Origin of the sequence: Nocardioides caeni (assembly GCF_004912195.1) — a bacterium.
Classification (GTDB): domain Bacteria; phylum Actinomycetota; class Actinomycetes; order Propionibacteriales; family Nocardioidaceae; genus Nocardioides; species Nocardioides caeni.
This window is the reverse complement of the sequence record NZ_STGW01000001.1, coordinates 676,586-703,122: the sequence shown is the minus strand read 5'-3', so window position 1 is coordinate 703,122 and position 26,537 is coordinate 676,586. Positions and strand designations below refer to the sequence as shown.

Annotated in this window: 26 protein-coding genes; 5 read left to right on the top strand and 21 right to left on the bottom strand. The window is 70.3% G+C overall.

Annotated elements, in window-relative coordinates:
- Window positions 1-3 precede the first annotated feature (3 nt).
- From E9934_RS03395 to E9934_RS03345, 11 genes are all read right to left on the bottom strand, one after another.
- Window positions 4-1,266, bottom strand: a complete 1,263-nt coding sequence (locus E9934_RS03395) for a phospholipase D-like domain-containing protein (RefSeq protein WP_238694729.1) — start codon at window positions 1,264-1,266, stop codon at window positions 4-6.
- Between the two features lie 5 nt (window positions 1,267-1,271).
- Window positions 1,272-1,889, bottom strand: coding sequence for a hypothetical protein (locus E9934_RS03390; protein ID WP_136561376.1), 618 nt, complete (start codon window positions 1,887-1,889; stop codon window positions 1,272-1,274).
- Window positions 1,886-2,980 (bottom strand): MCE family protein, encoded by a 1,095-nt coding sequence (locus E9934_RS03385; RefSeq protein WP_136561375.1) that lies wholly within the window; start codon window positions 2,978-2,980, stop codon window positions 1,886-1,888. The genes E9934_RS03390 and E9934_RS03385 overlap by 4 nt, the downstream gene beginning before the upstream one ends.
- A 1-nt stretch (window position 2,981) precedes the next feature.
- Entirely contained in the window at window positions 2,982-4,058 is a 1,077-nt protein-coding gene (locus E9934_RS03380; protein ID WP_158294914.1) for an MCE family protein, read from the bottom strand.
- Window positions 4,059-4,069: 11 nt separating this feature from the next.
- Window positions 4,070-5,095: an MCE family protein gene (locus E9934_RS03375; protein WP_275106606.1), complete on the bottom strand. Its 1,026-nt coding sequence runs from the start codon at window positions 5,093-5,095 to the stop codon at window positions 4,070-4,072.
- An 8-nt stretch (window positions 5,096-5,103) separates the two neighbouring features.
- A complete protein-coding gene (locus tag E9934_RS03370) occupies window positions 5,104-6,078 on the bottom strand; it encodes an MCE family protein (protein WP_136561372.1) in 975 nt (324 codons plus the stop codon).
- A gap of 5 nt (window positions 6,079-6,083) precedes the next feature.
- Window positions 6,084-7,100: an MCE family protein gene (locus tag E9934_RS03365; RefSeq protein ID WP_136561371.1), complete on the bottom strand. Its 1,017-nt coding sequence runs from the start codon at window positions 7,098-7,100 to the stop codon at window positions 6,084-6,086.
- Window positions 7,097-8,158: an MCE family protein gene (locus tag E9934_RS03360; RefSeq protein ID WP_136561370.1), complete on the bottom strand. Its 1,062-nt coding sequence runs from the start codon at window positions 8,156-8,158 to the stop codon at window positions 7,097-7,099. Before E9934_RS03360 ends, E9934_RS03365 begins: the two co-directional genes overlap by 4 nt.
- Window positions 8,159-8,167: 9 nt before the next feature.
- Window positions 8,168-9,037, bottom strand: coding sequence for an MlaE family ABC transporter permease (locus E9934_RS03355; RefSeq protein WP_238694728.1), 870 nt, complete (start codon window positions 9,035-9,037; stop codon window positions 8,168-8,170).
- Window positions 9,037-9,861 (bottom strand): MlaE family ABC transporter permease, encoded by an 825-nt coding sequence (locus tag E9934_RS03350; protein WP_136561369.1) that lies wholly within the window; start codon window positions 9,859-9,861, stop codon window positions 9,037-9,039. The genes E9934_RS03355 and E9934_RS03350 overlap by 1 nt, the downstream gene beginning before the upstream one ends.
- Window positions 9,862-9,933: 72 nt before the next feature.
- Complete coding sequence (locus E9934_RS03345; RefSeq protein WP_136561368.1) at window positions 9,934-10,872, bottom strand: DNA-3-methyladenine glycosylase family protein; 939 nt, start codon at window positions 10,870-10,872, stop codon at window positions 9,934-9,936.
- A 133-nt stretch (window positions 10,873-11,005) separates the two neighbouring features.
- On the opposite strand from E9934_RS03345, the gene E9934_RS03340 reads away from it, so the two are divergent.
- The 3 genes from E9934_RS03340 to E9934_RS03330 all read left to right on the top strand — a co-directional run bounded on the left by E9934_RS03340 (window position 11,006) and on the right by E9934_RS03330 (window position 13,933).
- Entirely contained in the window at window positions 11,006-11,611 is a 606-nt protein-coding gene (locus E9934_RS03340; protein WP_158294912.1) for a TetR/AcrR family transcriptional regulator, read from the top strand.
- A 26-nt stretch (window positions 11,612-11,637) separates the two neighbouring features.
- Window positions 11,638-13,173: an ATP-dependent DNA ligase gene (locus E9934_RS03335; RefSeq protein WP_136561366.1), complete on the top strand. Its 1,536-nt coding sequence runs from the start codon at window positions 11,638-11,640 to the stop codon at window positions 13,171-13,173.
- A gap of 70 nt (window positions 13,174-13,243) precedes the next feature.
- The gene (locus E9934_RS03330; RefSeq protein WP_136561365.1) at window positions 13,244-13,933 is read left to right on the top strand and encodes a TetR/AcrR family transcriptional regulator; all 690 of its coding nucleotides are present in this window, start codon (window positions 13,244-13,246) and stop codon (window positions 13,931-13,933) included.
- Window positions 13,934-13,990: 57 nt separating this feature from the next.
- Here E9934_RS03330 and E9934_RS03325 read toward each other — a convergent pair whose 3' ends face one another.
- On the bottom strand, window positions 13,991-15,271 hold the full coding sequence (locus E9934_RS03325; protein ID WP_136561364.1) for an acetyl-CoA C-acetyltransferase: 1,281 nt from the start codon (window positions 15,269-15,271) through the stop codon (window positions 13,991-13,993).
- A 96-nt stretch (window positions 15,272-15,367) separates the two neighbouring features.
- Here E9934_RS03325 and E9934_RS03320 point away from each other — a divergent pair, with 96 nt between their 5' ends.
- Together E9934_RS03320 and E9934_RS03315 are read left to right on the top strand one after the other, a co-directional pair.
- On the top strand, window positions 15,368-16,702 hold the full coding sequence (locus E9934_RS03320; RefSeq protein ID WP_136561363.1) for a 3-oxoacyl-ACP reductase: 1,335 nt from the start codon (window positions 15,368-15,370) through the stop codon (window positions 16,700-16,702).
- Between the two features lies 1 nt (window position 16,703).
- On the top strand, window positions 16,704-17,573 hold the full coding sequence (locus E9934_RS03315) for a MaoC/PaaZ C-terminal domain-containing protein (RefSeq protein ID WP_136561362.1): 870 nt from the start codon (window positions 16,704-16,706) through the stop codon (window positions 17,571-17,573).
- Between the two features lie 64 nt (window positions 17,574-17,637).
- On the opposite strand, the gene E9934_RS03310 is transcribed toward E9934_RS03315, so the two are convergent.
- The 9 genes from E9934_RS03310 to E9934_RS03270 form a co-directional block, all read right to left on the bottom strand.
- Window positions 17,638-18,507: an acyl-CoA thioesterase gene (locus tag E9934_RS03310; RefSeq protein ID WP_136561361.1), complete on the bottom strand. Its 870-nt coding sequence runs from the start codon at window positions 18,505-18,507 to the stop codon at window positions 17,638-17,640.
- Window positions 18,504-19,460 carry a PAC2 family protein gene (locus tag E9934_RS03305; protein ID WP_238694727.1) on the bottom strand — a complete coding sequence of 319 codons (957 nt, stop codon included), beginning with the start codon at window positions 19,458-19,460 and terminating at the stop codon, window positions 18,504-18,506. The genes E9934_RS03310 and E9934_RS03305 overlap by 4 nt, the downstream gene beginning before the upstream one ends.
- A gap of 23 nt (window positions 19,461-19,483) precedes the next feature.
- On the bottom strand, window positions 19,484-20,755 hold the full coding sequence (locus E9934_RS03300; protein WP_136561360.1) for a gluzincin family metallopeptidase: 1,272 nt from the start codon (window positions 20,753-20,755) through the stop codon (window positions 19,484-19,486).
- Window positions 20,736-22,643 carry a 1-deoxy-D-xylulose-5-phosphate synthase gene (gene dxs / locus E9934_RS03295; RefSeq protein ID WP_136561359.1) on the bottom strand — a complete coding sequence of 636 codons (1,908 nt, stop codon included), beginning with the start codon at window positions 22,641-22,643 and terminating at the stop codon, window positions 20,736-20,738. The genes E9934_RS03300 and dxs overlap by 20 nt, the downstream gene beginning before the upstream one ends.
- 10 nt (window positions 22,644-22,653) lie before the next feature.
- Window positions 22,654-23,625 carry an SMP-30/gluconolactonase/LRE family protein gene (locus E9934_RS03290; RefSeq protein ID WP_136561358.1) on the bottom strand — a complete coding sequence of 324 codons (972 nt, stop codon included), beginning with the start codon at window positions 23,623-23,625 and terminating at the stop codon, window positions 22,654-22,656.
- The gene (locus E9934_RS03285; RefSeq protein WP_136561357.1) at window positions 23,622-24,050 is read right to left on the bottom strand and encodes an NUDIX domain-containing protein; all 429 of its coding nucleotides are present in this window, start codon (window positions 24,048-24,050) and stop codon (window positions 23,622-23,624) included. Before E9934_RS03285 ends, E9934_RS03290 begins: the two co-directional genes overlap by 4 nt.
- A complete protein-coding gene (locus tag E9934_RS03280; RefSeq protein WP_136561356.1) occupies window positions 24,050-24,817 on the bottom strand; it encodes a DUF3105 domain-containing protein in 768 nt (255 codons plus the stop codon). The genes E9934_RS03285 and E9934_RS03280 overlap by 1 nt, the downstream gene beginning before the upstream one ends.
- A complete protein-coding gene (locus E9934_RS03275; protein WP_136561355.1) occupies window positions 24,814-25,113 on the bottom strand; it encodes a thiamine-binding protein in 300 nt (99 codons plus the stop codon). The genes E9934_RS03280 and E9934_RS03275 overlap by 4 nt, the downstream gene beginning before the upstream one ends.
- A 70-nt stretch (window positions 25,114-25,183) precedes the next feature.
- On the bottom strand, window positions 25,184-26,470 hold the full coding sequence (locus E9934_RS03270) for an HNH endonuclease signature motif containing protein (RefSeq protein WP_136561354.1): 1,287 nt from the start codon (window positions 26,468-26,470) through the stop codon (window positions 25,184-25,186).
- Window positions 26,471-26,537: the final 67 nt, after the last annotated feature.

The following is a 26,537-nucleotide window of genomic DNA, read 5'->3' as shown; positions in this document are numbered from 1 at the left end:
TTCTCACAGGAGCGGTCGCAGCGGCGCGAGGACCAGCTCGGTGAACTTGCGGTGCAGGTCACGGGCCTCCCACTCGCCACTGGTGAGCTCGAGACAGTGTGCCTGGTCGGTCTCGAAGATCGCCTCCAGCTCGGCGGCGAAGTCCTCGTCGATGATCTCGACGTTGATCTCGAAGTTGCCCTGCAGGCTGAGCCGGTCGATGTTGGCCGTGCCGACCGTCGACCAGGTGCCGTCGACCGTGGCGGTCTTGGCGTGCACCATCGCGTCGCGGTAGCGCAGGATCCGCACCCCGGCGTCGAGCAGCTGGGAGAAGTAGCCCCGCGAGATCCAGTCGGCGACGATGTGGTTGGACTTCAGGGGCAGGACGAGACGCACGTCGACTCCCCGCCGCGCGGCGTCCTTCACCGCGTCGACGAAGTCCTGGTCGGGCAGGAAGTAGGCCTGGGTCATCCACACGTTGCGGCTGGCCCGGTTGATCGCCTCGATGTACATCGCCCGGATCGGGAACATCCACAGCCGCGGCACGTTCCGCTGGACCCGCACCCGCGGCTCCCAGTCGGAGGCCGTCTCGAGGAGCAGCGGTCGCTCCGACCCACGGAGACGACGGCGCCGGTTGAGGTTCCAGAAGTCGGCGAAGGCGCGCTTGAGGTCCCACACGGCCGGACCGGTGATCCGGACATGGGTGTCACGCCACTCGGTCTCGTAGGGGGTGCCGACGTTGTAGCCGCCGACGAACCCGACCCGGTCGTCGATGACGAGGATCTTGCGGTGGTCGCGGCCATAGCGGCGCAGGTCGAAGAAGCGCCATCCGGCCGGATAGACCGGATAGCGGAGCACCTTGACGTTGGCGGGAAACCGCTGGAAGGCAGGATTGACGACGAGGTTGGCGAAGGCGTCGTAGATGCAGTAGACCTCGACGCCGCGGTCGGCCGCCGCGATCAGGGCGCGCTTGAAGCGCTCCCCCATCGCGTCGCCCTTCCAGATGTACGTCTCGAAGAGGACCTGCCGCTGCGCACCCTCGATCGCGGCGAGCATGTCCTCGAACAGGTCGCCGCCATAGGTGTAGGTGGTGATCTCGCCGTCGCCGACGGTGACCGCACGAGGCGCGGTCGTCGGGAACGCCTTGGGCCGCTTGCCGCGTCGTCGGTAGGAGTCGATCAGCGACATCGCGATGGCGACGACGAAGGGAACCCCGACCAGCGTGACCAGCGTGCGGCGCAGGATCCTTCGCAGGCCCGTGAGTGGGTCCTCCTCGCGTCGCGACACGCGGGTCAATCTAGAGCACGCTCGTCTTCCGCCTGACCGAGACCGCCCGACTGGAACACCAGGTCGTCGACGAGCCACTCCCCGTCCGTGCGCTGCATGGTGACCACGATGCGCATCTGGTCGATGCTCACCTGGTCGTCATCGGCGCGGGCCAGCAGCTGGTCGACGAAGGCGAGAACCTCCACCCTCGAGGGGTCCACGACCCGCGCAGCGGCGTCCACGACCTCGCCCTGGGCGGTCAACCTCTGGTCGACGATGCTCTCCTCGAGACCGACGATGGCCTCCTCGATGCCGCTGCGGACCTCGGCGTTGCCGAGCTTGTCGAGCCAGGCGAAGTCGTGCTCCCCCTCGCGCCAGGAGTACGTCGTCGCGGTGGCCAGGAACGCCTTCGCCTCGGCCAGGGCATCCCGCCCGGCGACCTTCTCCTCGCGCAGGGCCTCGAGCTCGGCCGAGCTCGAGGCGGGGGCGTCCGAGGAGGACTCCGGCCGGTCCACGAGCAGCCAGATGATCGCACCGAGCGCGACCGTGAGTGCAGCAGCGAGCGCGATGACGGCCGTCGCGGTCCCGGAACCTCCGCGACCCCGGGGGGAGCCGGCGTTCGGCCCCTTGACGGTCACGCTCACCGGACGGGACCGGGGGCGTGGGCCGCCCCCCGCTGCAAGGTCGCGAACGACCCGTCACAGGCGCCGTTCTTCTGCAGCGGACGACGTTCGTCGACCGTGGGCTTCACCCGGGAGTTCGCCGTGTAGCGGCATCGCGGGTCCTTGTCGGGGATGAGGGCGATGTGGAGCTCGCCGCCATAGATCTTGTCCAGCAGCGAGCGCAGTCCGGGCGAGTAGTTGCGCAGCAGGGCCCGCAGGTGCGGGTCGTAGGACCGGAACACGTCGGTGAAGCTGACCCCCGTCGAGAGGAAGCCGGGCAGCACCTCGTTCGCCTCCTGCACCAGCGCGATCAGCTCGTCGAGCTGGCCGGGGCCGCGCTTGAGGATGTCGCGCAGCTCCGGGTCGTAGTCGCGCAGGAACTCGGCAAAGCGCTTCGACGAGCGGGCCAGGACCCGAAGGGAGTCGGCGTTGTCGGTGGCGATGGAGAGCACCGGGCCGGCGTTGGTGATGATCCGGTCGGTCTCCGGCCACACCCGGTCGAGGGTGGCGAGCAGCTCGGTGCCCTGGTCGAGGATCCGGCCCAGGTCGTCGCCGGTGCCCTTCAGGCCGGTGCTGAGCTCGTTGAGCACGATCTTGAGCTTCTTGTCATCGATCTGGCGCAGCAGGTCATTGACCGCGATCACGGTCGAGCTGAGGCTCTTGGGCAGGTCGGTGGACTCTGCCGGGACGACGTCACCATCGGCCAGGAACGGACCGTCCGGGGTGTTCGGCTGGAAGTCGAGATACTGCTCACCGACCGGCGACAGGCTGCGGACTCGCGCGATCGAGTCCTGGGGGATGTCGGTGCCGGTCGTGATGGAGACGGTCGCGAGGACCCCGCCCTCGGCCGGGACGATCGTGGAGACCTTGCCGACCTTGATGCCGCGGTAGGTCACGGCAGAGCCCTCGAACAGGCCACCGGTCTGCGCGAGCTCGACCTTGACCTGCACCGGCCGGGACGTCAGGGGCTGGTCGAGGACCGCCGCGAAGATGTAGGCCACGGTGACGACCAGCACCACGATGATGCCCACGAGGCTGAGGTAGAGCTTGTCGGTCAGGATCTTGCGCACCATCTCAGTTCCCCCCGCCCAGCAGGCCACCGAGGAGGCCGCCGAGGTCGATGCCCAGGTCCGACAGGTCGATGCCGGCCAGACCGAGCAGTCCGGCGAGCGTGCCCTCCACGAGGCCGTCGGCCTGGAGGCCCGACAGCCGCAGGTTGAGGCTGATGTTGAGGTAGTCGGTCTGGACGGCTTCGTCCGCAGCACCGGCAGCCTCGATCAGCGCCTGGAGCGAGGAGTCGAAGGTGCCGCTGTTCTTGGCGAACTCGGCGAGCACCGGCTCGACCTCCTTGAGGAGGTTGAGCAGCTGCGTGCGCGTCGCCGAGACGGTGTCGTTGGCGGCGCCCGTGAACTTCTCGATCTCCGCCAGTAACGTCGTGAAGTCGGGGGTGTTCTCCCGCAGGACCCTCGCCGCAGGCGTGATCTGTCGGACCGCGCGGTTGATCGTGTCCTCACGGTCGGCGAGCGTGCCCGACAGGGAGTTGAGCGACGTGAGCACCAGGTCGATGCTCTGCGTGGTCTGGTTGGCCTGGGTGAGGAAGGTCGAGGCCTTGTCGAGCAGGGCGCGGTAGTCGGACTCGTTGCCGCTGAGGGCGGTGTTGAGCTCCTCGGTCACTGTCTGCAGCTGCTCGAGCCCACCGCCGTTGATCAACAGCGAGGCCTGGGCCAGCGTGTCCTCCACCGACGGTGCAGTATCGGTGTCGGACAGCTCCAGGACGGCACCGTCACCGAGGTCCGCCCCCTCCTCGGGGTTGGTCACGTCGACGAAGAGCTCGCCGAGCGGGGTCGTGTAGCGCAGCCGTGCCCGCGCGCCCTCGCGCAGTCCGGCCTCGGCCTCGAGCGTCAGGGTCGCCTCGGCCCTGAAGTCCGCAGCCTGGATCTCCTTGACCTTGCCCATGTCCACGCCGTTGACCTTCACCGGTGCGCCCACGGCGAGGTTGAGGGCGTCGTCGAACTCCGCCGTGACCTCGATCGTGTCGCCCGGGACGCCCGTGCCGGGAATCGGCAGGTCACGCATCGTCGTACCGCATCCCGTCAGGGCGGCGGTCGCGAGCGTGGCCGCGACCAGCCAGGACGTCGTGGATCGCCTCATCGTCATGGCCCTCACCGACCGAACTCCGTTCCGCTGAGGATCTCGCACAGGTTGCCGGGCAGCTGCTCGCAGATGTCGCCGAGGAGGCCACCCAGCGGGTCGAGGATCATCAGCGGGTCCATCCGGACCGGCAGCCGGTTGCCCTCGATCATCTTGATGTTCTCCAGTGCGAGCGGCATCGCCCGAAGGATCTCCTCGAGCCGGTCCTGCTTGCCGAGGACCGTCTTCATGAAGGTCGTCGAACCCTTGACGCCGCGGATGATCTGCTCCCTGTTGTCGACCGCGAACTGCGCGACCGTCGTGACGGCGTCGTCCAGTGAGCGCAGCGCCTGGCGGAAGTTGGTCCGCTCGTCGGCGAGCAGCTCGGAGGCCGCGGACACCTGGCGGATGAAGCGGCTCGCCGTCGACTCGTTGCTCGCGATCGTCGTGAGCAGGACGTCCAGCGACTGCAGGGTCGCGGCCACGTCCTCACGCTGCGACGACAGGCCGTCGACGCCCTCGGCGAGGGAGTGGATGGTCTGGTTGAGCAGCGGTCCGCGACCCTCGAGGGCGCGGGTGCCGGCGTCGATGAACTTCTTCACCGCCCGCGTGGTCTCGCGGTTTCCTCCGATGCCGGTGGCGAACTCGTTGAGCGCCTCGAGCACCTGGTCGAAGTCGACCGGCGTCTGGGTGCGATCGACCGGGATGGTGTCACCGCTCTCGAGTCGCTCACCCTCGCGGTAGACCGGCGTCAGCTCGACATAGCGGTCGGTCGCGACCGAGCGGGCGACCACGACGGCGCCGGCGTCGGCCGGGATCGGCTGGTCCCCGTCGATCTCCATGGTCACGAGCACCTGGTCCCCGGCCGGCTCGATCGCGGTGATCTCGCCGATGGTCACGCCGAGGACACCGACGTCGTTGCCGACGAAGAGCCCGGCCGAGTCGGCGAAGTAGGCCTTGACGGTCGACGTGTCCGACCCTCCCACCAGGCCACAGCCGCTCAACAGCGCACCAGATGTCATGGTGGCAATGACAAGCGCGATGACCCCGCGCGGCATCCGGGCCCTCATCGCACGCACGTCCCCTCGAGCTTGCAGTTGATGTCGTCGGCCTTCAACGCCGGCGGGTAGGCGTAGAGCGGCACGAACGGCCCGCTTCCTGTCGCGTTGGCCAGATAGCGCAGGGACGGACCCATGACCTCGAGCAGGTTGGTGAGCTGCTTGTCCTGCGCGTTGAGGGTCTTGAGCACCGCGTTGATGTCGGCCAGCGCCGGCTTCAGCTTGCCCTTCGTGGAGTCGACCACCGCCGTGAGCGCGGTCGACAGCTCCGTCGTCTCGACCAGCAGGCGGTGGATCGCCTGCCTGCGGGCCGTGATCTCGGAGACGACGAGGTTGGTCTGCTTCATCAGGCCGACGATGTCGTTGCTGCTCTCGGACAGCTGGTCGGTGACCTCGCGGGTCGCGGCCAGCAGGTCGCCGACCTGGTCGGACCGGCTCGCGACGACCTCGGAGAGCCGGGCCACGCCCTCGAGCGCGGGACCGATCTCCTCCTGGCTGGCCCCGAGGGTGCCGGCCATCGCGGTGAGCGCCTCCGCGAGGAGCTCGGGGTCGAGCTCGTCGAGGGCTTCGGTGCCCGACTCGATGACGTCCTGGAGGTTGTAGGGCACCGAGGTGCGCTCGAGCGGGATCTGGTCGCCCGCGAGAGCGCCCGAACCGCCCGGGTCCACCTCCAGGTAGTGGGTGCCGAGCAGGGTGGACACCTTCACCGTGGCCGTCGTGCGCTCCCCCAGATCGATGTCGGAGTCGAGCACGAAGGTCACGAGCACGATGTCGTCCTTCAGTTCGATCCCGGTCACCTTGCCGGAGATGACTCCGTGCACCTCGACGTCCTCGCTGGTGCGCAGGCCCGCGGTGTGCTCGAGCACCGCCGTGTATTCCTTCGTGCCGAAGGTGGCGAAGCTGAGCCACACCACGAAGCCCGCGATGAGGCCGAGGATCGCGAGGGTGATCATGCCGACCCGCAGTGGGTCGCGCTCGTTCATGGGCTTCACTTGCACACCGCCGACCAGGGTCCGTTGTTGCCTGCGGGGTTGATGCCGCCGCCGGTCGAGCCGACGGAGATCGCCAACGAGCACACGTAGATGTTGAGCGCGTTCTCGTACGACGACGCCCGCCCGAGTGACTCGAAGATGGTCGAGAAGGCGGGGATCGCCTCGGACAGCCGACCCCGTGAGCGATCCAGCATGTCGGCGACGGTCACGAGACGGTCGGTCGCCCGGGTGAGCGGCACCTTGACCTCCCGCAGCAGCGAGCTCGTGGCCCCCACGAGTCGGCTGACGCCGTCGATGGACGCGCCGATCGACTGTCGGTCGCGGGCGAGGCCCGTCATCAGTGCACGCAGCTCCTGGACGGCGGTCGTGATCTGGTCGTCCTGGCCGGCCAGGTTCTCGAGCACCGGCTGGAGGTTGGTCATCACCTGCCCGACGACCTCGTCGCGGTCGGCGAGGAAGTTGCTGAGCTCCGCGGTCTGACCGAGCAGCTGCTCGACGGTGCCGCTCTCGCCCTGCAGCACCTTCACCAAGGAGGTGGCGAGCGTGTTGACGTCGCCCGGCTCCAGGACCCGGAACAGGGGACGGAAGCCGTTGAGGAGGGCCGTGAGGTCGAAGCCGGGGTCTGTCTGGGTGACCGGCATCGTCGCGCCCTCGTCGAGCTCCTCACCGCGGTCCTCGCCCTGCACCAGCGCCAGATAGCGCTGACCGAGGAGGTTCTGGTAGCGCATGACCATCGTGGTGTCGTCGAGGAGAGGCTGCTCCTCGACGAGCTCGAAGGCGATGGTCGCGTTGTCGCCGGAGACCTCGATGGAGGTCACCTGGCCCACCCGCACACCGGCCGCCTTGATGTCGTCACCGACGCGCAGTCCGCTGACGTCGGTGAACTCGGCCTGGAACTCCCGGGTGTCACCGCTGACACCGTTGTTCATCGTGTTGGTCAGCAGCAGGAGCAGCAGCCCACTGACGGCAGCGAAGGCAGAGAACTTGATCGCGATCGTCCGCAGCCCGGTCATCGGCCACCCCCGGCGATGGCGCCGAAACCGGCCTCGTCGACGCTGCCGGTGCGGTAGCGAGGACGCTGGGTCGGCTGGTAGTAGTCCGGCGCCGACAGACGCAGCACGCCTTCGGTCTTCACGAATCCCTCTCGGATGACGCTGGGCAGTCGATTGCCCAGCGCCAGGTTGATCGCGATGGCGTCGGTGATGCCGGCCTTGCGATTGTCGTAGACGGCGTCCAGCAGGGAACCGGAACCGTTGATGAAGTCGATGAGGTCCTGCTGGTTGCTCGCCAGGAAGGCCGACGACGTACGGGCCAGACGCGTGCCGCCGGTGATGAGCGCGGTGAGCGAGGCCTGCTGCTTCACGATCGTGTTGAGCGTGACCAGGGCATCGTCGGTCGCGTCCAGCAGGTCCGGGGCGATCTCGTCGAGCAGCTGGGTGGTGCGCGCGAACGCCTGCAGGTCCGAACGCACCTGCGGCATCCGCGGGTTCAGCCGGTCGAGGTAGGAGTTGAGGCTGCGCACCGTGGTCCCGATCTGGTCACCACGGCCGCTGAGCGCCTCCGCCGCCGACCCGATCGCCGAGGCCAGCTGGGCCGGTCCGAGCGCCTTCACGAGACGGTCGATGTCGTCGAGCGCCTGCTGGAGCTCGAGCGTGCCCTGGCTCTCGTCCGCGGGGACGACGTCGCCGGCGCGGAGCTCGCCGGCGCCGTCACCGTGCACCACCAGGTCGACGTAGGTCGTCCCGAAGACGGTCGCCGGCAGGATCCGGGCGACGACGTTGCCGGGGACCTCCTTGAGGTCGTCGGGCGACATCTCGAGGTCGACGACGACGCCGCGTCCGTCGTCGGACCGGTCGATCGAGCTCACCTTGCCGACGATGACGCCGTTCATCTTGACGTCGGAGCCCGAGCGCAGGGCGCCCCCCGCATTGGCCACCTCGGCGGTGACGTGCGGCTTGGACCCGAAGGTCCCGTTGCTGCGCAGGGTGATGAAGGTGCCGATGACGGCCAGCGCCACGAGGGCGATCAGGCCGCGGCGGGCCAGTTGCTGTCGAGAGACTTCGCGTGCCATGTCCTCACCTCACCCCGAGATCCGGAAGCCGGGGTCGCCGCCCCAGAAGACGAGCGTCAGGACCATGTCGAGCACGACGACCGAGACGATGCTGGCCCGGATGCCGGTGCCGGTCGCCTCGCCGACCGCCTGCGGTCCGCCACCGACCCGCATGCCGTACCAGCAGTGGATGAGGGCGACGGTGAGCGAGAAGATCAGGATCTTGATGATCGAGAAGATGATGTCGCGCCCCTGGATCAGGGTGGAGAAGTAGTGGTCGTACTGTCCCGGCGACTGCCCGAACAGGAAGACGACCGACGCCTCGGAGGCGACGTAACTGCCGATCAGGCCGATGAGATAGAGCGGCAGGATCGCGACCATGCAGGCGATGACGCGGGTGGTGACGACATAGCGCATCGCGCTCACCGCCATCACCTCGATGGCGTCGATCTCCTCGTGGATCTTCATCGATCCGATCTGCGCCGTGAACCGGCAGCCGACCTGGGCGCCGAGCGCCAGAGCGGCGATGAGCGGTGCCAGCTCCCGGGTGTTGACGCTGGCGGAGATGAAGCCGGTCAGCGGCGCCAGACCGACGATCTCGAGGCCGTTGAACCCCTCGATGCCGATCGACGTGCCTGCGGCGACGGAGAGCAGCACCATGACGCCGACGGTGCCGCCGCCGACGAGGAGTGCGCCGCTGCCCCAGGCGATGTCCTTGATCTGCCGGAGCACTTCGCGGGGATAGAGCGCGACCGTCGACGGGATGTTGCGGAAGACGTTCCAGGCGAAGGTCACGAACGAGCCCAGCGTCGCCAGCTGGTTCATGACCGAGTCGGTGACGCCGACGATGGCGTCGGAGAAGCGGGCGCCGATCCCGCGGCCGAGTTGGACCTCGGACATCAGGCACCTCCGGGGAACAGCATCACGTAGGCCTGGGTGAGTCCCACGTTGATGACGGCGAGCAGGATCACGCTGAGGACCACTGCCTGGTTGACGGCGTCGGCGACGCCCTTCGGTCCGCCGCGCGCGCTGAGGCCCTTGTGCGCCGCGACGATGGTCGCGACGAATCCGAAGATGAAGGCCTTCACCTCGGCGAGGATCAGGTCAGCTGGTTGGGCGAGGCCGACGAACGAGTCGAGATAGGTGCCCGACGAGATCTGGCCGCCGCCGACGACGATCGCGAACGCTGTCGTCATGGCGGTCATCGCGACGATGACCGTCAGCAGGACCGAGACCAGCAGCGCCGCGAGGATGCGGGGCGCGACCAGACGCTGGATGGGTGAGATGCCCATGACCTTGAGCGCGTCGATCTCCTCGCGGACCGTGCGCGCGCCGAGGTCGGAGCAGATCGCCGAGCCGACCGCGCCGGCGATCATCAGCGAGGTCACCAGCGGCGCCCCCTGACGCAGCACGCCGATGCCGTTGACCGCGCCGATGAACGACTGCGCACCGATCTGGTTGGCCGCGGCGCCGATCTGGACCGAGGTGATGACGCCGAACGGGATCGACACCAGGATCGTGGGGAGCAGCGACACCCGGGTCATGAACCAGCACTGGAGCAGGAACTCCGACCACGAGAATCGTCGCGCGAGGATGTCGGAGAATCCCCACTGGATCGACTCGACAGCCAGCTTGACCAGTTCACCGGTCGTGACGACGCCGGCCTTGAACCGCCCGGTTAGGTTGTCGACGACGGAACGACCGCCAGCAAAGACCGCACTCATGGCAGCACCGCCTCAGTTGGGAGCACCCGTTTCGCCTCTCGACCTCGTGTCTGTTGCTCGGTGTAACAGATATCACGGCTGGTGGTTACGGGTCAGTAGATGACCACGTGGAGACATCCGCGGTCCACGCCGTTCGCGACGCAGCCCGGACAGTCCGACGAGGAAGGTCACGCGGCCGCGATGACCCCGCCACGGCTCGAGGTACGACGCCAACTCCCGGTCGTCGAACGGCCGGCCGGTCAGCGCCCAGCCGACGTCCTTGGCCACGTGGTAGTCGCCGAACGAGACGGCGTCCGGGTCGCCGAGCGCTCGCTGGCGCACCTCGGCCGAGGTCCAGACCCCGATGCCGGGCAGGCTGCGCCACGCGCGCTCGGCCTCCTCCCCCGATAGCGCGGCAGTGCGCTCGAACGCCTCCGCCCGCGACGCCGCGGCCACGAGCGGGCGCGAGCGCGCCGGGTCGACGTGGAGCTCCAGCCAGTCCCAGGAGGGGATGCGGGCGAGCACGGCCGGCGTGGGCTGCAGACGTAGTCCCAGGTCGGCGCCCGGCCCGGGAGCCGGCTCGCCGAAGCGCCGGACGAGCGCACGGAAGCCCGCGAAGGCCTCCTGACCGGTGACCCTCTGCTCGATGATCGCCGGCACCAGCGCCTCCAGCACCAGACCGGTGCGACCCCTCCGAGCGTGGGGGTGTCGCCGACGGGTCTCGACGAGCACGGGGTGACGGGCGTCGAAGCCGGTCCAGTCGTCGTGCTCACCCAGCAGTCCGGGCAGACGATCGAGGGCCCACTCCGCGCCCGGCCCCCACGCGCTGGCCCGGATGACACCGTCGGGGCGCTGATCCTCGATGCGCACCGCGGCCGCGCCCTCCGGCGTACGGCTGGCACGCCAGTGCCCGCCGGCCTCGGCGAGGCGGTGGGTGGGATCGCCCGCGCCGCGTCGGTGCTGGCGAAGGAGCGCCGCGACGGACACCGGACGGCCGGGCCGCCACGTCCGCTGCGTCACCGGCTCCGTCACCGCAGCACTGTAGCCAGCGTCGGACGGAGCGGCACGCCACGTGGACGACTTCGATGCGGCCGGGGCGCGCTCGGACTAGGCTCTCTCATGAATGGACGAATCCGTTTCACTTCCTCATGCTCCGGGGGGCACGTTGACCAGCGACACCATCCGCGGCCGCCGCGGGCGGCTCGACCAGGAGGCCGTGCTCCAGGCGGCCGAGGCCCTGGTCGACCGCGAGGGCTACGACGCCCTCACCATGACGTCGCTCGCCGCCGAGCTCGAGGCCCGGGTCTCCTCGCTCTACAACCACGTCGCCAACCTGGAGGACCTGCGGGCGCTGATCCAGATCCGCGCGATGCGCATGCTCGGCGACCACGTGCGCAGCGCCGCGATGGGTCACTCCGGCACCGAGGGTCTGCGCGCCCTCAGCAACACCCTGCGCGCCTTCGCTCGCTCCCACCCCCACCGCTATGCCGCGCTCACCCGGCCACCGATCGACCGGGAGGGCTTCTATGCCTCGGCGCTCGAGGCGATCGAGGCGCTGGCCGTGATGATCCGGTCCGCCGGGCTCCCCGAGGAGCGCATGCTCCAGACGGCGATGGCCCTCTTCGCCTCGCTGCACGGGTTCGTGTCGCTCGAGGTCGCCGGCTACTTCGGCGATCTGTCGGGGACCAAGGTCGACGTCGACCTCGACGCCGTCTACACGCAGGTGATCGACGGTGCCGTGACCGCGGCGGCGCTCGAGTCGACACACTGAACCTGGCGTACGACGGGAGGCCGGCCATGCTGCTGCGAGAGCTGGTCGCCTGCTCCGGGGCCGTGGCGGCGACCCGATCGCGCACGGCCAAGATCGGTCTGATCGCCGACCTGCTGCGCCAGGCGTCACCAGACGAGCGGGCGCTCGCCGTGCTCCTGCTGAGCGGCCGGCTCCGGCAACGACGCACGGGCGTGGGCTGGCGCACCCTCGTCGACCTGCCCCCGCCGGCGACCGAGCCCGCCCTCGACCTGCTGACCGTGGACGCGGCCTTCGAGGCCATGGCCGGGCTGTCGGGTCCGGGCTCGGCCACGGCGCGCGGCACCGCCGTCGCTGCCCTCTTTGCCCGGGCCACCGCCGACGAGCAGGCCTGGCTGCGCGCTGTCGCCACCGGAGCAGTCCGACAGGGCGCCCTCGACTCGGTCGTCACCGATGCCCTGGCCCGCGCCGCGGACGTCCCGCTCACTGCCGTGCGCCGGGCCGCGATGCTGGCCGGCGGCGCGGCGCCGATCGCGGAGAGCGCATTCGCCGGCGCGGACGCACTGGCGGCGATCGGCCTGAGCGTCGGCCGGCCGGTCCTCCCGATGCTGGCCTCCTCGGCGCCCGACGTCGCGAGCGCCGTGCTGAAGGTGGCCAGGGCCGCCGGCGACGGCGGGCAGTTCGCCGTCGACGCGAAGCTCGACGGGATCCGGATCCAGGTGCACCGCGCGGGTGACGAGGTCGTGATCGCCACCCGGAGCCTCGACGTGATCACCGACCGGCTGCCCGAGGTCGTGGAGATCGTCCGGGCGCTGCCGGCGGAGCGGCTCGTCCTCGACGGCGAGGCGATGTGGCTGGCCGACGACGGCCGCCCCCGGGCCTTCCAGGAGACCGCGGCGCGCACCGCGTCGGGCGCCGTCGGAGCCGATGCGCAGGCGGGGCACGTGACGCCGTACTTCTTCGACCTGCTGCACCTCGATGGCACCGACCTCCTCGACCGGCCCGCCTACGAGCGCTGGTCGGCCCTCGAGGCGCTGGTCGCGGCCGAGCACCGGGTCCGACGCTGGCACGGCACCGATGCCGCGGCCGCCGACTCCTTCGCCCGAGAGGTCCTCGCCGCCGGCCACGAGGGCGTGGTCGTCAAGGATCCCGAAGCACTTTACGAGGCGGGCCGCCGCGGCTCGTCGTGGGTGAAGGTGAAGCCCGTCCACACCCTCGACCTCGTGGTGCTCGCCGTCGAGCACGGCTCGGGGCGCCGACGCGGCTGGCTCTCCAACATCCACCTGGGCGCCCGCGACCCCGACTCCCCCACCGGCTTCACGATGTTGGGCAAGACGTTCAAGGGCATGACCGACGCGATGCTGACCTGGCAGACCGAGCGCTTCCGCGAGCTCGAGGTCGCTGACGACGGCTGGGTCGTGACCGTGCGTCCGGAGCAGGTCGTCGAGATCGCCTTCGACGGCCTGCAGCGCTCGACCCGCTATCCGGGCGGGCTGGCGCTCCGCTTCGCCCGGGTCGTGGGCTATCGCGAGGACAAGACCGCTGCCGAGGCCGACACGATCGAGACCGTGCGCGCGCTGGCCTGACTCGCCGCGACACCGGTCCCATCGTCGGAGATGTTGCAACTCCGAGTTGCACGAGCCGTACACTCGGCCCATGGCAACGAGGGCACCCGCGACCGATGGTCGCCGGAAGGCGGCGGCCGCACGTCGACGGGCCCGTGAGGCCGGGATCATCGCAGCCACCCGACAGCTCTTCGACTCCAAGGGCGTGCGGGACGTGCAGATCGAGGAGGTCGCCTCCGCGGTCGGCATCAACCGGGCGATCGTCTACCGCCACTTCACCGGCAAGGAGGAGCTCTTCGCGCTGACGCTGGTCGGCTACCTCGAGGAGCTCCACGACGCCATGGTGGACGCGGCGCAGAGCAGCGCGGTCCCGGCCGAGCAGCTCCGCGCGATCGTGGGCGCCTTCGTCGACTACGGCGTCGCCCACCCCGCCTTCGTCGACTGCGCCCAGGCGCTGATGGTCCGGCCGGGCGACGAGCTGCTCGACGAGATCGCCGAGGGTCCGCTCTTCCGCCTCGGCCGCGGCATCACGTCGTGCCTGACCGTGCTGTCGGAGACGCTGGCCGGCGGGGTCGAGAAGGGCGCGTTCACGCTGAGCGACGACCCGGTGCTGCTCGCGAACGCCCTCTACGCCTCCGGCCTCGGTGCCCTCCAGCTGGCCCGGCTCGGCATCCTCGTCAGCGAGGTCGCCCCCGGCATCCCCACCGTCGGACAGATCTCCGCGGCGCAGGTGCGCGACTACATGGTGACCTCGGCGCTCGCACTGGTCGCCGCCCGATGACGAAACGGCCCGCCCGGATCTCTCCGGACGGGCCGCTCCAGTGGTTCAGCGGGGCGCTCAGCGCTCCACGATCGCGACGACGCCCTGGCCGCCGGCTGCGCAGACCGAGATCAGCGCGCGACCGCCGCCGTTGGCCTTGAGCAGCTTGGCCGTGTTGGCGACGATGCGGCCGCCGGTCGCCGAGAACGGGTGGCCCGCGGCGAGCGAGGAGCCCTTGACGTTGAGCTTGGCGCGGTCGATCGAGCCGAGCGGGGCGTCCAGGCCCAGGCGCTCCTTGCAGAAGACCGGGCTCTCCCAAGCGGCGAGGGTGGAGAGCACCTGCGACGCGAACGCCTCGTGGATCTCGTAGTAGTCGAAGTCCTGCAGGGTCAGGCCGTTGCGCTCGAGCATCCGCGGGACCGCATAGGCCGGAGCCATCAGCAGGCCCTCCGCGCCGTTGACGAAGTCGACAGCCGCGACCTCGGAGTCGACGAAGTAGGCGAGCACCTCGAGACCGTGCGCCTCGGCCCACTCGTCGGTGCCGAGCAGGACGGCGGAGGCGCCGTCGGTCAGCGGGGTCGAGTTGGCAGCGGTCATCGTCGCCGCCTCGCCCTTGCCGAAGACCGGCTTGAGCTTGGCGAGCTTCTCCAGCGAGGAGTCGGCGCGCAGGTTGTTGTCGCGCTCCAGGCCGCGGAACGGCGTGATCAGGTCGTCCTGCCAGCCCTCGTCGTACGACGCCGCGAGGTTGTGGTGGGACGTGACGGCCAGCTCGTCCTGGGCCTCGCGGGTGATCTGCCACTCCAGCGCGGTGAGCGCCTGGTGCTCGCCCATCGACAGGCGGGTGCGCGGCTCGCCGTTGGACGGGATCGCCAGGCCGATGTCGCCGGGGCGGATGGTCGCGAGGATCGCGAGGCGGTCCTTGGTGCTGCGCGCGTTGTTGAGCTGGATCAGCTTCTTGCGCAGCTTCTCGCTGATCGCGATCGGGGCGTCGGAGGTGGTGTCCACGCCGCCGCCGATGCCGGAGTCGATCTGGCCGAGCTTGATCTTGTTGGCGACGTAGTTGATCGCCTGGAGACCGGTGCCGCAGGCCTGCTGCAGGTCGACCGCGGCGGTCTCCGGCGCGAGGCGGGTGCTGAGCACCGACTCGCGGATCAGGTTGAAGTCACGGCTGTGCTTGAGCACGGCGCCGCCGGCGACCTCGCCGATGCGCTCGCCCTCGAGGCCGTAGCGCGCGACGAGACCGTCGAGCGCGGCCGTGAACATCTCCTGGTTGGAGGCGGTGGCGTAGGCGCCGTTGGAGCGGGCGAAGGGGATGCGGTTGCCACCGATGACGGCGGCCCGACGAACGTTGTCTGCCATGTTTCCATCCTCACAGCGAGGCCCGCCGCGCGGAAGCGCTTGAGGGCCAGATCACGAAATGTGGACTCAGAGTTACACATCTAGTTACATGGTGTCATGACCGACAAGTACCAGGGCTTCGTGAGCTCTCCCCTCGGCAAGCTGCTCGTCAAGAACCTCGGCCTGCCCAACCCGGTGAAGCTCGACCGCTACACCGCGGGCGACCCCCTCGTGCAGGGCACCGTGCTCGTGGGCGGCAAGGGTCGCCTCGCTGAGTCCCTCACCGGTCTCCTCGACCTCCTCGACATCACCTCCGCGACCGCGCAGGTCGACGGCGAGAGGTACAAGGGCCTCGTCTTCGACGCGACCGGCCTGAGCAGCACCGAGGACCTCGTCGCGCTGCAGGAGTTCTTCACCCCCCTGATGCGCAGCCTCAGCACCTGCGCCCGCGTGGTCGTCCTCGGTACGCCGCCGGAGCTCACCACCGGCTCGGAGCGGGTCGCGCAGCGCGCCCTCGAGGGTTTCACCCGAAGCGTCGGCAAGGAGATCGGCAAGGGCGGCACCGTCCAGCTCGTCTACGTCGCCGAGGGCTTCGAGGACTCGGTGCTGTCGACGCTCGGCTTCCTGCTCAGCCCCAAGTCCGCCTACGTGTCGGGCCAGGTCGTGCGGATCGGCGCCCACGGCGAGTCCAACGCCTCCGGCGTCGAGGACTGGAGCCGTCCGCTGGCCGGCAAGGTCGCCTTCGTGACCGGTGCGAGCCGCGGCATCGGCGAGGAGATCGCCCGGGTGCTGCACCGTGACGGCGCCACCATCGTCGGTCTCGACGTCCCGCAGGCCGCCGACGACCTCGTCAAGGTGATGAACGAGCTCGGCGGCGACTGGCTCACCCTCGACATCACGGCTGCCGACGCGCCGCAGCGCATCGCGCACCACCTCAAGGAGAAGCACGGCGGGGTCGACATCGTCGTGCACAACGCGGGCGTGACGATGGACAAGAAGCTCGCCAACCAGACGCCGGAGCGCTTCGGCAAGGTGTTGCAGATCAACCTCGAGGCGCCCGAGCGGATCACCGCCGAGCTGCTCGCGCAGAAGGTCGTCAACCCCAACGGCCGCATCATCGGCGTCGCGTCGATCGCCGGCATCGCCGGCAACCTCGGCCAGACCAGCTATGCCGCGTCCAAGGCGGGCGTCATCGGCTTCGTCGACTCGCTGACCAGCGAGCTGTCCGACGGCATCACCCTCAACGCCGTCGCGCCCGGCTTCATCATCACCCAGCTGACCGCCGCCGTGCCGTTCGCCACCCGTGAGGTCGGCCAGCGCCTCAACGCCATGTCGCAGGGCGGCCTGCCGGTCGACGTCGCCGAGACCATCGCCTGGTATGCCTCCCCCGCGTCCACCGCCGTCAACGGCAACGTGGTCCGGGTCTGCGGCCAGATGATGCTGGGTGCCTGACATGGCGACCACGAGGACCTTCGACGGCACGTCCGGCGTCGGCGACCTGGTCCGAGCCGCCCTGCCGGCGATCCCCGTGCTCGGCTCGCTGCCCGGCATCGCCAAGGTCGGCGGCTACGACGGCTTCGTCTTCGACCGCCCGCCGGTGACCATCACCCGCGAGATGGTCGAGCCCTTCGCCGAGGTCTGCGGCTTCGAGCCCAAGGACGTCGTCCCGCTGCCCTACCCGCACATGCTGTCGTTCCCGCTGCAGCTCAAGGCGCTGGCCGACCGCAGCTTCCCGGCGCCGGCGATGGGCATGGTGCACCTCGACAACTCGATCTCCCAGCACCGGCCGATCGCCTTCGGCGAGACGCTGGCCGTCGAGATGAGCGTCGGCGAGGGCGTCCCGCACCCGGCCGGCACCATCTTCCTGTTCAAGACGGCCGGGACCATCGACGGCGAGCTGGTCTGGGAGGAGACCTCGGCCTACCTCAGCCGCGGTCGGCGCAACCCCGACGCCGAGTGGCCCGACACCTACGAGCGGGTCCCCGCCGGTCCGGTGACCTGGAGGCTGCCGGCCAACCTGGGGCGCAAGTACGGCGCGGTGTCCGGCGACATCAACCCGATCCACCTGACCGCGCCGACGGCCAAGGCGCTGGGCTTCAAGCGCCAGATCGCCCACGGCTACTGGACGATGGCCCGCAGCGTCGCCGCCATCGAGAACCGACTGCCGGACGCGGTCAAGGTCGACGCGTCCTTCCGCAAGCCGACCTTCCTGCCGTCCACGGTCGCGTTCGGCTGCCGGCCGACCGCCGAGGGCCAGGCGTTCTCGCTCACCAAGGCCGGCTCGGACACGATCCACCTGCTGGGACGCACGACGGCGCTCTGACGCTCACCCGTCGCACGTACGTCGAGGGCCGGTCACCGCGGGGTGGCCGGCCCTCGGTGTCGAGTCATCCGTGCGGACGGTCGAGGTCCTCGCGCGGACGGATCAGGCCCTCCTGCGCCACCGTGGCGACCAGGGTCCCGTCCTGGGCATAGACCCGGCCCAGGCAGAGGCCGCGTCCACCGCCCGCCGAGGGCGACCACTGGTCATAGAGCCACCACTCGTCGGCGCGGAACGGCCGGTGGAACCAGATGGTGTGGTCGAGCGAGGCCATCTGCACCTTGCCCGGGTCGGTCGGGTGCGCAGCCAGCGCGGACCCCAGCAGGCTGATGTCGCTGGCGTAGGTGAACATCGCGAGGTGCTCGATCGGGTCGTCGGAGAGCCCGCCACTGATCCGCAGCCACAACTGGGTGCGGGAGGGGCGCGCCTCGTCGGGCTCCAGACCACCGTGCCGGGAGTTGCCGAGCCACCGGACGTCGACCGCCGCCCACTCCTGGGCCAGGCCGGCGTCGGCGCCGCGCTGCTCGATGATCTCGAGCAGGTTGAAGCCCTCCTCGGGCGACTTCACCGTCGGCATCGCGTCCTGGTGCTCGAAGCCCTCCTCCGGACGCTGGAAGTTGAGGGTCTGGTAGTAGATCGCCCGGCCGTGCTGGCGGGCCACGACGCGCCGGGTCGCGAAGGACCGCCCGTCGCGGATCCGCTCCACGTCGTAGATGATCGGCACCTGGTAGTCGCCGGGCAGCAGGAAGTAGGAGTGCAGCGAGTGCACGTGGAACTCCGGGTCCACGGTGCGCTCGGCGGCGATCAGCGCCTGCGCCGCGACCTGCCCGCCATAGACACGCTGCCGGATCGTCTCGGGCTGCTTGCCACGGAACAGGTCGACGTCGAGGTGCTCCAGGTCGAGCAGGTCGACGAGCTTGCGGGTCGCATCGGTCATCGGGGACTTCCTCCCTGGCCCTCGTCGGGCCCCTCCAGCCCGGCGAGGAACTGCTCGAACTGCCGGCCCAGGTCCTCGCCGGTGGGCAGCGGCTCGTCCTCGGCGAGGAGGCTGCGTCCCTCCTCCTCCGCGCGAGCGAAGGTGTCGTACTGCTGCTCGAGGGCCGTGACCACGTCCTGCACCTCCGCATTGGCCGAGAGGTAGCGGGCGATCTCCTCCTCGCGCTCGTCCGCGGCGACCCCCAGGTCGTCGAGGTCGATGGTGAGCCGACTCGCGATCTCGACCTGCTCCAGCAGGGCCTTGGAGGCACGCGGGTAGTCGAGCTGCGCGAGGTAGTGCGGCACGTGGGCGACGAAGCCCTGCGCATCGCGACCCCACTCGCCCAGGCGCACCTCGAGCAGCGCCTGGGCACTGCTCGGCACCCGCAGCTCGCCCCGCCACGGGCTGGTGCCGGTCAACAGGTCCGGGTTGTTGGCGTGGTGGGTGATCGCGATGGGGCGCGTGTGCGGCACCGCCATCGGGACCGACCCCATCGAGACGACCAGGCTGACGGAGAAGCGGTCGACGACCTCGAGGACCGCCCGGCAGAAGGCCTCCCAGCGGATGTCGGGCTCCGGACCGTGGAGCAGGAGATACGGCGCCCCGCAAGCGTCGTGCAGCAACCGCACCACGAGCCGCGGGGCGTCGTAGCCCTCGTAGTGGTCTCGCGCGAAGGTCATCGGTGGGCGCCGTGCTCGATAGTCGTGGAACTCGTCGACGTCGAAGGTCGCCACGACCACCCCACCGCCGTCCGGCGTGGAGGCGCCGGTGCGGACCAGGTGACGGGCGGCGAGCGCCCCGGCGTTGCCGGCGTCGAGGAAACCGTCGAGCGCCACCACCATGGGCAGCCGCTCGACCTCGGCCAGCTCGGGCACCTCGTCGACGATGTGGACGAGGCGGATCGGCGAAGTCACGTGGCAAGCCTAGTGGTGCCGGATCAGCTGCCGTAGGTCGTCTCCATCAGCGCGACCCCCCGCTGGGCGAGCTGCGGTCCCGTCAGTCCGAGCACCTCTCCCAGCACCCCTTCCTGCGCGGCACCACCAGCCAGCCGGTCGAGGAGCAGCAGGAGGACGTCGGGGCCGTAGGACGTGGCGACGTATTCGCACACCCACCACGACACGGCATACCAGGCCTCGGCGTCGGCGCTCGCGAACTCTGCGTCACCCGGCAGGTCGGTCGCCGTCGTCCCGATGCTCAGGGCGCTGGCCGGGAGCCGGCGCTTCGCGGGTGCCATCGGCCGGACCGAGACGTACTCCGCCAGGCCCTCGGTGAGCCACAGCGGAGCGCCGCGGCCCCGTGCACCGAGCGTCGCGTGGGTGAGCTCGTGGCGCACCAGCCGGCCCAGCACGTCGGGCGACTCGTCGAGGATGCGGGCGTTGAGGAAGACGCGATAGGAAGCGGTCCCCCGTCCGGCCGCACGCTGGTCGACCGGCACGGCGATCGTGAGCCCGTCCGCACGATCAGGGTCCCCGACCGTCTGGCCCGCCAGACCGCGCAGGAAGGTCGGGTCCTGCACCGCATAGACCACGACACCGCGGTCGCCCACCGGGTCGTCCCCCGAGCCGACGACGGAGCGGACGTCGTAGCGTCCGTTCGATGCGGCGAGGATGACCGCGTCGGCGTCCCCGATCGTGGTGTCGTCGAAGATCCCGAGGACCCCACCCCGCTCCTCCACCTCGATCTCCTGCAGGTCCCACGGCTGCGCATTGCCCGGGTGGTCGGTCTCCCAGTCGAAGTCGGTGGTCGAGGCGACGAGCATCCGCTCCCCCGACGCATCGACGCGGAACCGGAAGCGGTCACGGGTGCGCACCGGCGCGGCGTCGTACCCCACGAGCTCGAGGGCGAGGACGACCTCGGCCCAGTAGTCGTCGGTGCCGTCGACGGGGGTGATGGTCTCGGTGTCGACCCGATAGCGGAAGGTGCCGATCGGCAGCTGCTGCAGGTTGTCCCAATAGGTCTGCTGGTCCTCGACCAGACCGTGGTCGCTGCGGTCGAGGGTGCGACGGAAGCGGCTGAGGTCGTCGGAGGTCACCGCCCGGGCGCGCTGGTTGAGCGCGCGCTGCATGAGCACGGCGACGTCCTCGTAGGCGGAGCCGGAGTACGTCGGCGGCGGCCGATCGTCCGAGCAGCCGGCCAGCGGCAGCAGCAACGCCGGCAGCGCCACCGCGAGGACCGCTCGCCGGATGAGGTCAGCGCGGCCCGTCGACATTGAGGAGCGCCCGCGGGTCGGCCGACTCGGCCGTGATGTCGTGCAGCACGTCGAGCGCGATGGTCGACGCGGTCAGACCGATCCGTTCGAGGATCGCGGCGCGCTTGGCGTGGTCGAGGAACTCCTGGGGGATGCCGTGGAGCCGCACCGGTGTGCGGACGCCCTCGGCGGTGAGGGTCTGCAGCAGCACGGCTCCGACGCCTCCGACGACGCCATTGTCCTCGATCGTGACCACGCGACGGTGGGCACGGGCCAGGTCGACGAGCGCTGGGTCCACGGGCTTGACCCAGCGCGGGTCCACCACCGTGACGCCCACACCCTGGGCCTTCAGGCGCGCCGCGACATCGACCGCGACGGTCGCCATCGAGCCCACCGCGACGACCAGGACGTCCTTGGCGCCGTCGCGGACCAGCACGTCGCAGCCGCCGGCCTTGCCGACGGCCGGGATGTCGTCGGGCGGCGGACCCTTCGGGAAGCGCACCACGGTCGGCGCGTCGGCGACCTCGACGGCCTCGTCGAGGAGCTCCTTCATCCGCGTCACGTCACGCGGCGCCGCCAGGCGCAGGCCCGGCACCACCTGGAGGATCGACATGTCCCACATGCCGTTGTGGCTGGCGCCGTCGTCGCCGGTCACGCCGGAGCGGTCGAGCACGAACGTCACGCCGCACTTGTGCAGTGCGACGTCCATCAGGACCTGGTCGAAGGCCCGGTTGAGGAAGGTCGCATAGACGGCGAACACCGGGTGCAGGCCGCCCATCGCCAGTCCGGCCGCGGAGGTCGCGGCGTGCTGCTCGGCGATGCCGACGTCGAAGGTGCGCTCGGGAAAGCGGGTCTGGAACTTGTCGAGGCCGACCGGGTGCATCATCGCCGCGGTGATCCCGACGATGTCGGGGCGGCGGGCGCCGATCTGCACGATGTGGTCGGCGAAGTGGTCGGTCCAGATCGGACCCTTCGGCTTCTCCGCGCCCGTCTGGACGTCGAACGGGCCGGGGGCGTGGAACTGGTCGGCCTCGTGGCGCAGCGCCGGGTCGTAGCCGAAGCCCTTCCGGGTGATCGCGTGGACGATGACCGGCCCGCCGAAGCGCTTCGCCTGCCCGAGCGCGTGCTCCATCGCTGCCCGGTCGTGGCCGTCCACCGGGCCGACGTACTTGAGGCCGAGGTCCTCGAAGAGGCCCTGCGGCGCCAGCGCGTCCTTGAGGCCCTTCTTCATGGCGTGCAGGGCGTCGTAGGCCGCGGGGCCGACGCCCGGCACGGCGTTGAGACGGCGGCGCACGACATCGAGCACGTGCTCGTAGCGCGGGTTGGTGCGCAGGCTGGTCAGCGCCGTCGCGAGGCCGCCGATCGTCGGGGTGTAGGAGCGGCCGTTGTCGTTGACGACGATGACGAGCCGGGAGTCCTCGGCGATCGCGATGTTGTTGAGCGCCTCCCAAGCCATGCCGCCGGTGAGCGCGCCGTCGCCGATGACGGCGACCGTGTGGCGGTCCTCGCCGCGGATGCGGAAGGCCTTCGCGATGCCGTCGGCATAGCTGAGCGCCGTCGACGCGTGCGAGTTCTCCACCAGGTCGTGGCCCGACTCGGCCTGGCTCGGATAGCCGCTCATGCCGCCCTCACGGCGCAACGTGCCGAAGTCGCCGGCGCGGCCGGTGACGAGCTTGTGGACGTAGGACTGGTGACCGGTGTCGAAGACGATCTTGTCGCGCGGCGAGTCGAAGGTGCGGTGGATCGCCAGCGTCAGCTCGACCACGCCGAGGTTGGGCCCCAGGTGGCCGGTGTTGGTGGCCACCGTGCGGATCATCAGGTCGCGGATCTCGGCCGCGAGCTGGGTGAGGTCGTCCTCGGAGAGGGTCCGCAGGTCCCGCGGGCCGGTGATCGTGTCGAGGACTGCCATGGGGTCGAGTCTAGGACCTGCCCGATGCGAACGCCGAAAGGTCCAGGCACGCCAGCGCGGGCTCGTGCAGGGAGCCCATCCAGAGCTTGCCGTCGTGCTCCCGCACCCCCGTCACCATGTGGTACGACGCCCCGAACGCCGCCGGGTCGACGTCGATGTCGTGCACCCGATGCCCGTGGTCGTCGTAGGCGACGGCACGCACCGTCTGCTTTGGCTTCGGCTGCAGCGGCTCGGGGATCTTGGTCACCGCCTTGCGCAGTGCCAGCGGCGCCCGCCGGAGGGTCTCGACCACCGGGTCGGTCGGGCTGGCGATGCTGATCCAGATCAGGCCGTCGCTGCCGCGGGCGATGTTGTCGGGATAGCCGGGCAGGTCGGTGGCGAGGAAGTCGCGGGTGCCCCGCCGCGGCCCGTCGATCCAGTGCCGGACGACCGTGCGCGCTCCCGTCTCGGCGACCGCGACGTAGTCCTCGGCAGCGGAGAGCGCCACGCCGTTGGCGAACGCGAGGCCGTCGAGCACCGTCTCCACGGCGCCGCCGGGTGCCATCCGCAGCAGGCGCCCGGTGCGGGTGTGCTGGACGAAGTCGTCCTTCCACTTCTCGATGCCATAGCGGGTCGACGAGTCCGACCACCACAGGCTGCCGTCGGAGCCGATGGCGCCGTTGTTGCAGAACATCATCGGCGTGCCGCTGACGTCCTCGGTGATCACCTCGACGCCGCCGCTGGCGGGGTCGACCCACAACAGACCGCGTTTGGCGTCGCAGACCAACAGCCGGCCGTCGGGCGCGAACTCGATGCCGAGTGGCCGGCCACCAGTGTGGGCGACGCGGTCGATCCGCCGGCCGTCGTGGGAGATCCGGTGGATCGCCCCGTCCTCGGTGCCGGTGAACTGGGCTCCTTCGTCGGGGCCGGACGTCGCGAGCACGACGTCCTCCGCTCCGGCGCCGGGGACGGGGACGACCGAGAAGACGGGGTTGCGGGTCACGGGATCAGCTCCTGGTAGCGGTCGGAGTTCAGCAGCTCCGGAAGGATGATGGCTGCCGCCGCCGTCAACGGCAGGTGGTGGGCACGCACGGGGTCGACGAAGACGATCTGCCGGCCCTCCCCGACCACGATGTCGGCATCGGTGAGCAGCGTCGGGGCGAGGTAGAGCGACACCTCGTCCTCGGTGCCGTAGGCCTCGTGGACCACCGTGAAGCGGCGCCACAGCGGCAGGTCGCGACGGGCCAGGCTGAGACCGGTCTCCTCCTCGAGCTCGCGCACCGCGGCGTCATCGGGATCCTCGTCGTCGTCGACGTGGCCCCCCACGAATCCCCAGCACTCCGGGTCGATCACCGGGTGCTCGTCGCGCTCCTGGAGGAGGAGCCAGCCCCGCTGGTCGACGAGGACGATCGAGGAGAAACGCTGCATCAGGCGCTGACTCCCCCGCCGCTCGGTGCGAGGTCGCCCAGGTCCTCCAGGGTCAGGCCGCCGTGGCAGGACGCGAACGGCTCGGGCGCGGTGTCACCGGCGCCGTACTCCTCGATGAAGAGGGGGATCCGGGAGTCGTCCGGGCCGTCGAGCGCGAGCTGGCGCCCCCAGACGGTGATCACCACCGGCGCGTCCTGCCCTGCGTACGGCGACAGGATGCCGTTGTCCGGCAGCTGGTCACCGAGCTGGTCAATGCCGGCGTCGTCAACGAGGTCCTCGCGGTAGGTGATCCAGACGGTGCCGTGCTCGAGGTCATGGACCACGTTGACCTCGGGGAGCTCCTCGTCATAGACCCCGCACTCGAGCCAGACGGGCGCGTGCTCCCCTCCGACCGGCGGGGACTGCGAGTAGTCGTGGTCCTCTCCCGGGTCGAGGTGGTCGGTCGCGAGATCGTCGTACTCGGCGACCGCTTCGAGGTCGCCGGTGTCGGTGCCGCCGGACTCGTCCCCACCGTCGGTCTCCCCCGTGCCACGGGACGAGTCGGTGCGTGAGGGCTCGTCGTCGTCACCGCGGGTGAGGATCAGCGGCACGAGGACGGCGGCGCCGACCACGATCAGCGCGACGAGGACGGCCAGCACGACCACCAGCGGGTTGGCGCGGCGGCGCGGCGGTGGTGACGGTGCGAAGCCCGGCGAGCCGAAGGGCGGCGGAGGCGGCGGCCCCGGAGGGGGCGGGAAGCCGGGCGGGGGGAACGGTGGCTGGGTCATTCGGCCAGGGCCTCCTCGCCCCGCTGCACCTTCGCGGTCAGCTCACCGGTGAAGCCCGGCCGGATGTCGGCCTTGAGCACCAGGCCGACGCGGGGCGACACCTCCGCGACCACATCGACGGCCTGCTTGACGACAGCCATCACCTCGTCCCACTCCCCCTCGATGTTGGTGAACATCGCGTTGGTCTCGTTCGGCAGCCCGGACCCGCGGACGACGCGGACCGCGGCTGCGACGGCCTCCGCGACGCCGCCGGTGTCGTCGGCCGCCGAGGGACTGATGCTGAACGCGACGAGCATGGCTCCACCGTAGTCAGGCCGTCCGAGGACGTGCCGACTCACCCCACCGGCGGTGGGGTGAGGGGCGAGGTCACGTTCGATCGGGGTCGCGATGGTCGAGGGAGAAGGTCCCGAGCGCCGTGACGAGGAATCCGAGCCCGAGGGGCGACCGCCACTGGTAGAGACCGGGAGCGAGGACGCGGTAGGTCCACCGGGAGTGGGTCTTGGCCCGATGGTGGCGTCGACACAGCGGAACCAGATTGCACGGGCAGGTCGCGCCGCCGTCGCCGTGCGGTACGGCGTGGTCGACATCGCAGGCCACGGCGACCCGGGTGCAGTGCGGGTGGCGACAGGTGTGGTCGCGCAGCGTGACCTGGCGTCGCAGGCGATCGGGGATCTCGTAGGAGTCGACGGGGACACAGCCGGCGAGGTCGATGACCGGACGGATGGTGACGGTGGTGTCGTGGGCCGTCAGCCATTCCTCGATCTGCTGGATGCTGACCGGGGTACGGCCTTCCTCCCAACGCCCGACGGTCTCCTCGGCCCGGTCTGTGACGTGCACGGTCATGGTGACCTTGCGGCCGGGGGCTTCCGCGATGACCTTCCCGGTCTCCTCGTCGTGGACGAGGAGGTCGAGGACGAGGTCCCGCCTGGCCAGGGCGCCGGCGGCCTTCGATCGCCGTACGTCCAGTGACGACCCGTCGCCGAGCTGGCCCAGCAGGGTGGCCTCGCGAGCGATCGCCTCGTCGAGGTCGCGGCCGTCGGCTGCGTCCAGCAGGCCGGAGACCGTCACCAGACCGTGGTCGTCGATCTCACTCAGGTCGAAGTGGCGGTGGTCGTTGGCCCGCGCCCTCTCTGCCTCGGCGCGCTCAGGTTCGAAACGCAGGACCGCCTCCTTCACGAGCCGCTCGATGAGCGCCCAGGAGACCGCACCGACGGCGGTGGCGAGGTGGTGGTCGACGTGGGCCGCGGCCTCCGCGCACAGCGGGTGGGTGAGCTCCGCGACGCGCAACGCCCGCCAGACCTCCACACGACCGGCCATCACCTCGGCGTGGAGCTCGGGCAGCCGCCACGCGCACTCGATGATCTTGCCGACGTAGGCCCGGCCGCCGTCGGGCGTACGGCCCAGCACGGCGACGAGCTCCATCAGAGCGAACTCCGACACTAACGGCGCGCCCGGCCCGGCGATCGGGACGCCGGTGTCGACGAAGCAGTCCCGGATCGTCGCGGCGCCCTCGGCGACGTCGACCACGTTGTTGCCCGCCCACGCCACGATGTGCTGCCACTCGCGGATCAGGAGGTGGCTGCGGGCCTCGGCGTCGTCGCCGATGAGCGCCAGCAGCTCTGCTGTCGACACTGCACCGGTCCCGAGGTCCATGGGAAGGACTCTGCCAGCAACCTCCGACATCTCCGCTCCTTCACGTGGATGCCTGTGGAGGGCCGAT

Coding starts and splice junctions, on each gene's coding strand:
- E9934_RS03385 (WP_136561375.1), bottom strand. CDS start 2,980: ATGGTGCGCAAGATCCTGACCGACAAGCTCTACCTCAGCCTCGTGGGC.
- E9934_RS03360 (WP_136561370.1), bottom strand. CDS start 8,158: ATGGCACGCGAAGTCTCTCGACAGCAACTGGCCCGCCGCGGCCTGATC.
- E9934_RS03270 (WP_136561354.1), bottom strand. CDS start 26,470: ATGGACCTCGGGACCGGTGCAGTGTCGACAGCAGAGCTGCTGGCGCTC.
- dxs (WP_136561359.1), bottom strand. CDS start 22,643: ATGGCAGTCCTCGACACGATCACCGGCCCGCGGGACCTGCGGACCCTC.
- E9934_RS03375 (WP_275106606.1), bottom strand. CDS start 5,095: ATGCCGCGCGGGGTCATCGCGCTTGTCATTGCCACCATGACATCTGGT.
- E9934_RS03355 (WP_238694728.1), bottom strand. CDS start 9,037: ATGTCCGAGGTCCAACTCGGCCGCGGGATCGGCGCCCGCTTCTCCGAC.
- E9934_RS03365 (WP_136561371.1), bottom strand. CDS start 7,100: ATGACCGGGCTGCGGACGATCGCGATCAAGTTCTCTGCCTTCGCTGCC.
- E9934_RS03325 (WP_136561364.1), bottom strand. CDS start 15,271: ATGGCAGACAACGTTCGTCGGGCCGCCGTCATCGGTGGCAACCGCATC.
- E9934_RS03350 (WP_136561369.1), bottom strand. CDS start 9,861: ATGAGTGCGGTCTTTGCTGGCGGTCGTTCCGTCGTCGACAACCTAACC.
- E9934_RS03380 (WP_158294914.1), bottom strand. CDS start 4,058: ATGAGGCGATCCACGACGTCCTGGCTGGTCGCGGCCACGCTCGCGACC.
- E9934_RS03310 (WP_136561361.1), bottom strand. CDS start 18,507: ATGACCGATGCGACCCGCAAGCTCGTCGACCTGCTCGACCTGGAGCAC.
- E9934_RS03330 (WP_136561365.1), top strand. CDS start 13,244: ATGGCAACGAGGGCACCCGCGACCGATGGTCGCCGGAAGGCGGCGGCC.
- E9934_RS03285 (WP_136561357.1), bottom strand. CDS start 24,050: ATGCAGCGTTTCTCCTCGATCGTCCTCGTCGACCAGCGGGGCTGGCTC.
- E9934_RS03335 (WP_136561366.1), top strand. CDS start 11,638: ATGCTGCTGCGAGAGCTGGTCGCCTGCTCCGGGGCCGTGGCGGCGACC.
- E9934_RS03370 (WP_136561372.1), bottom strand. CDS start 6,078: ATGAACGAGCGCGACCCACTGCGGGTCGGCATGATCACCCTCGCGATC.
- E9934_RS03320 (WP_136561363.1), top strand. CDS start 15,368: ATGACCGACAAGTACCAGGGCTTCGTGAGCTCTCCCCTCGGCAAGCTG.
- E9934_RS03280 (WP_136561356.1), bottom strand. CDS start 24,817: ATGACCCAGCCACCGTTCCCCCCGCCCGGCTTCCCGCCCCCTCCGGGG.
- E9934_RS03275 (WP_136561355.1), bottom strand. CDS start 25,113: ATGCTCGTCGCGTTCAGCATCAGTCCCTCGGCGGCCGACGACACCGGC.
- E9934_RS03300 (WP_136561360.1), bottom strand. CDS start 20,755: ATGTCGACGGGCCGCGCTGACCTCATCCGGCGAGCGGTCCTCGCGGTG.
- E9934_RS03315 (WP_136561362.1), top strand. CDS start 16,704: ATGGCGACCACGAGGACCTTCGACGGCACGTCCGGCGTCGGCGACCTG.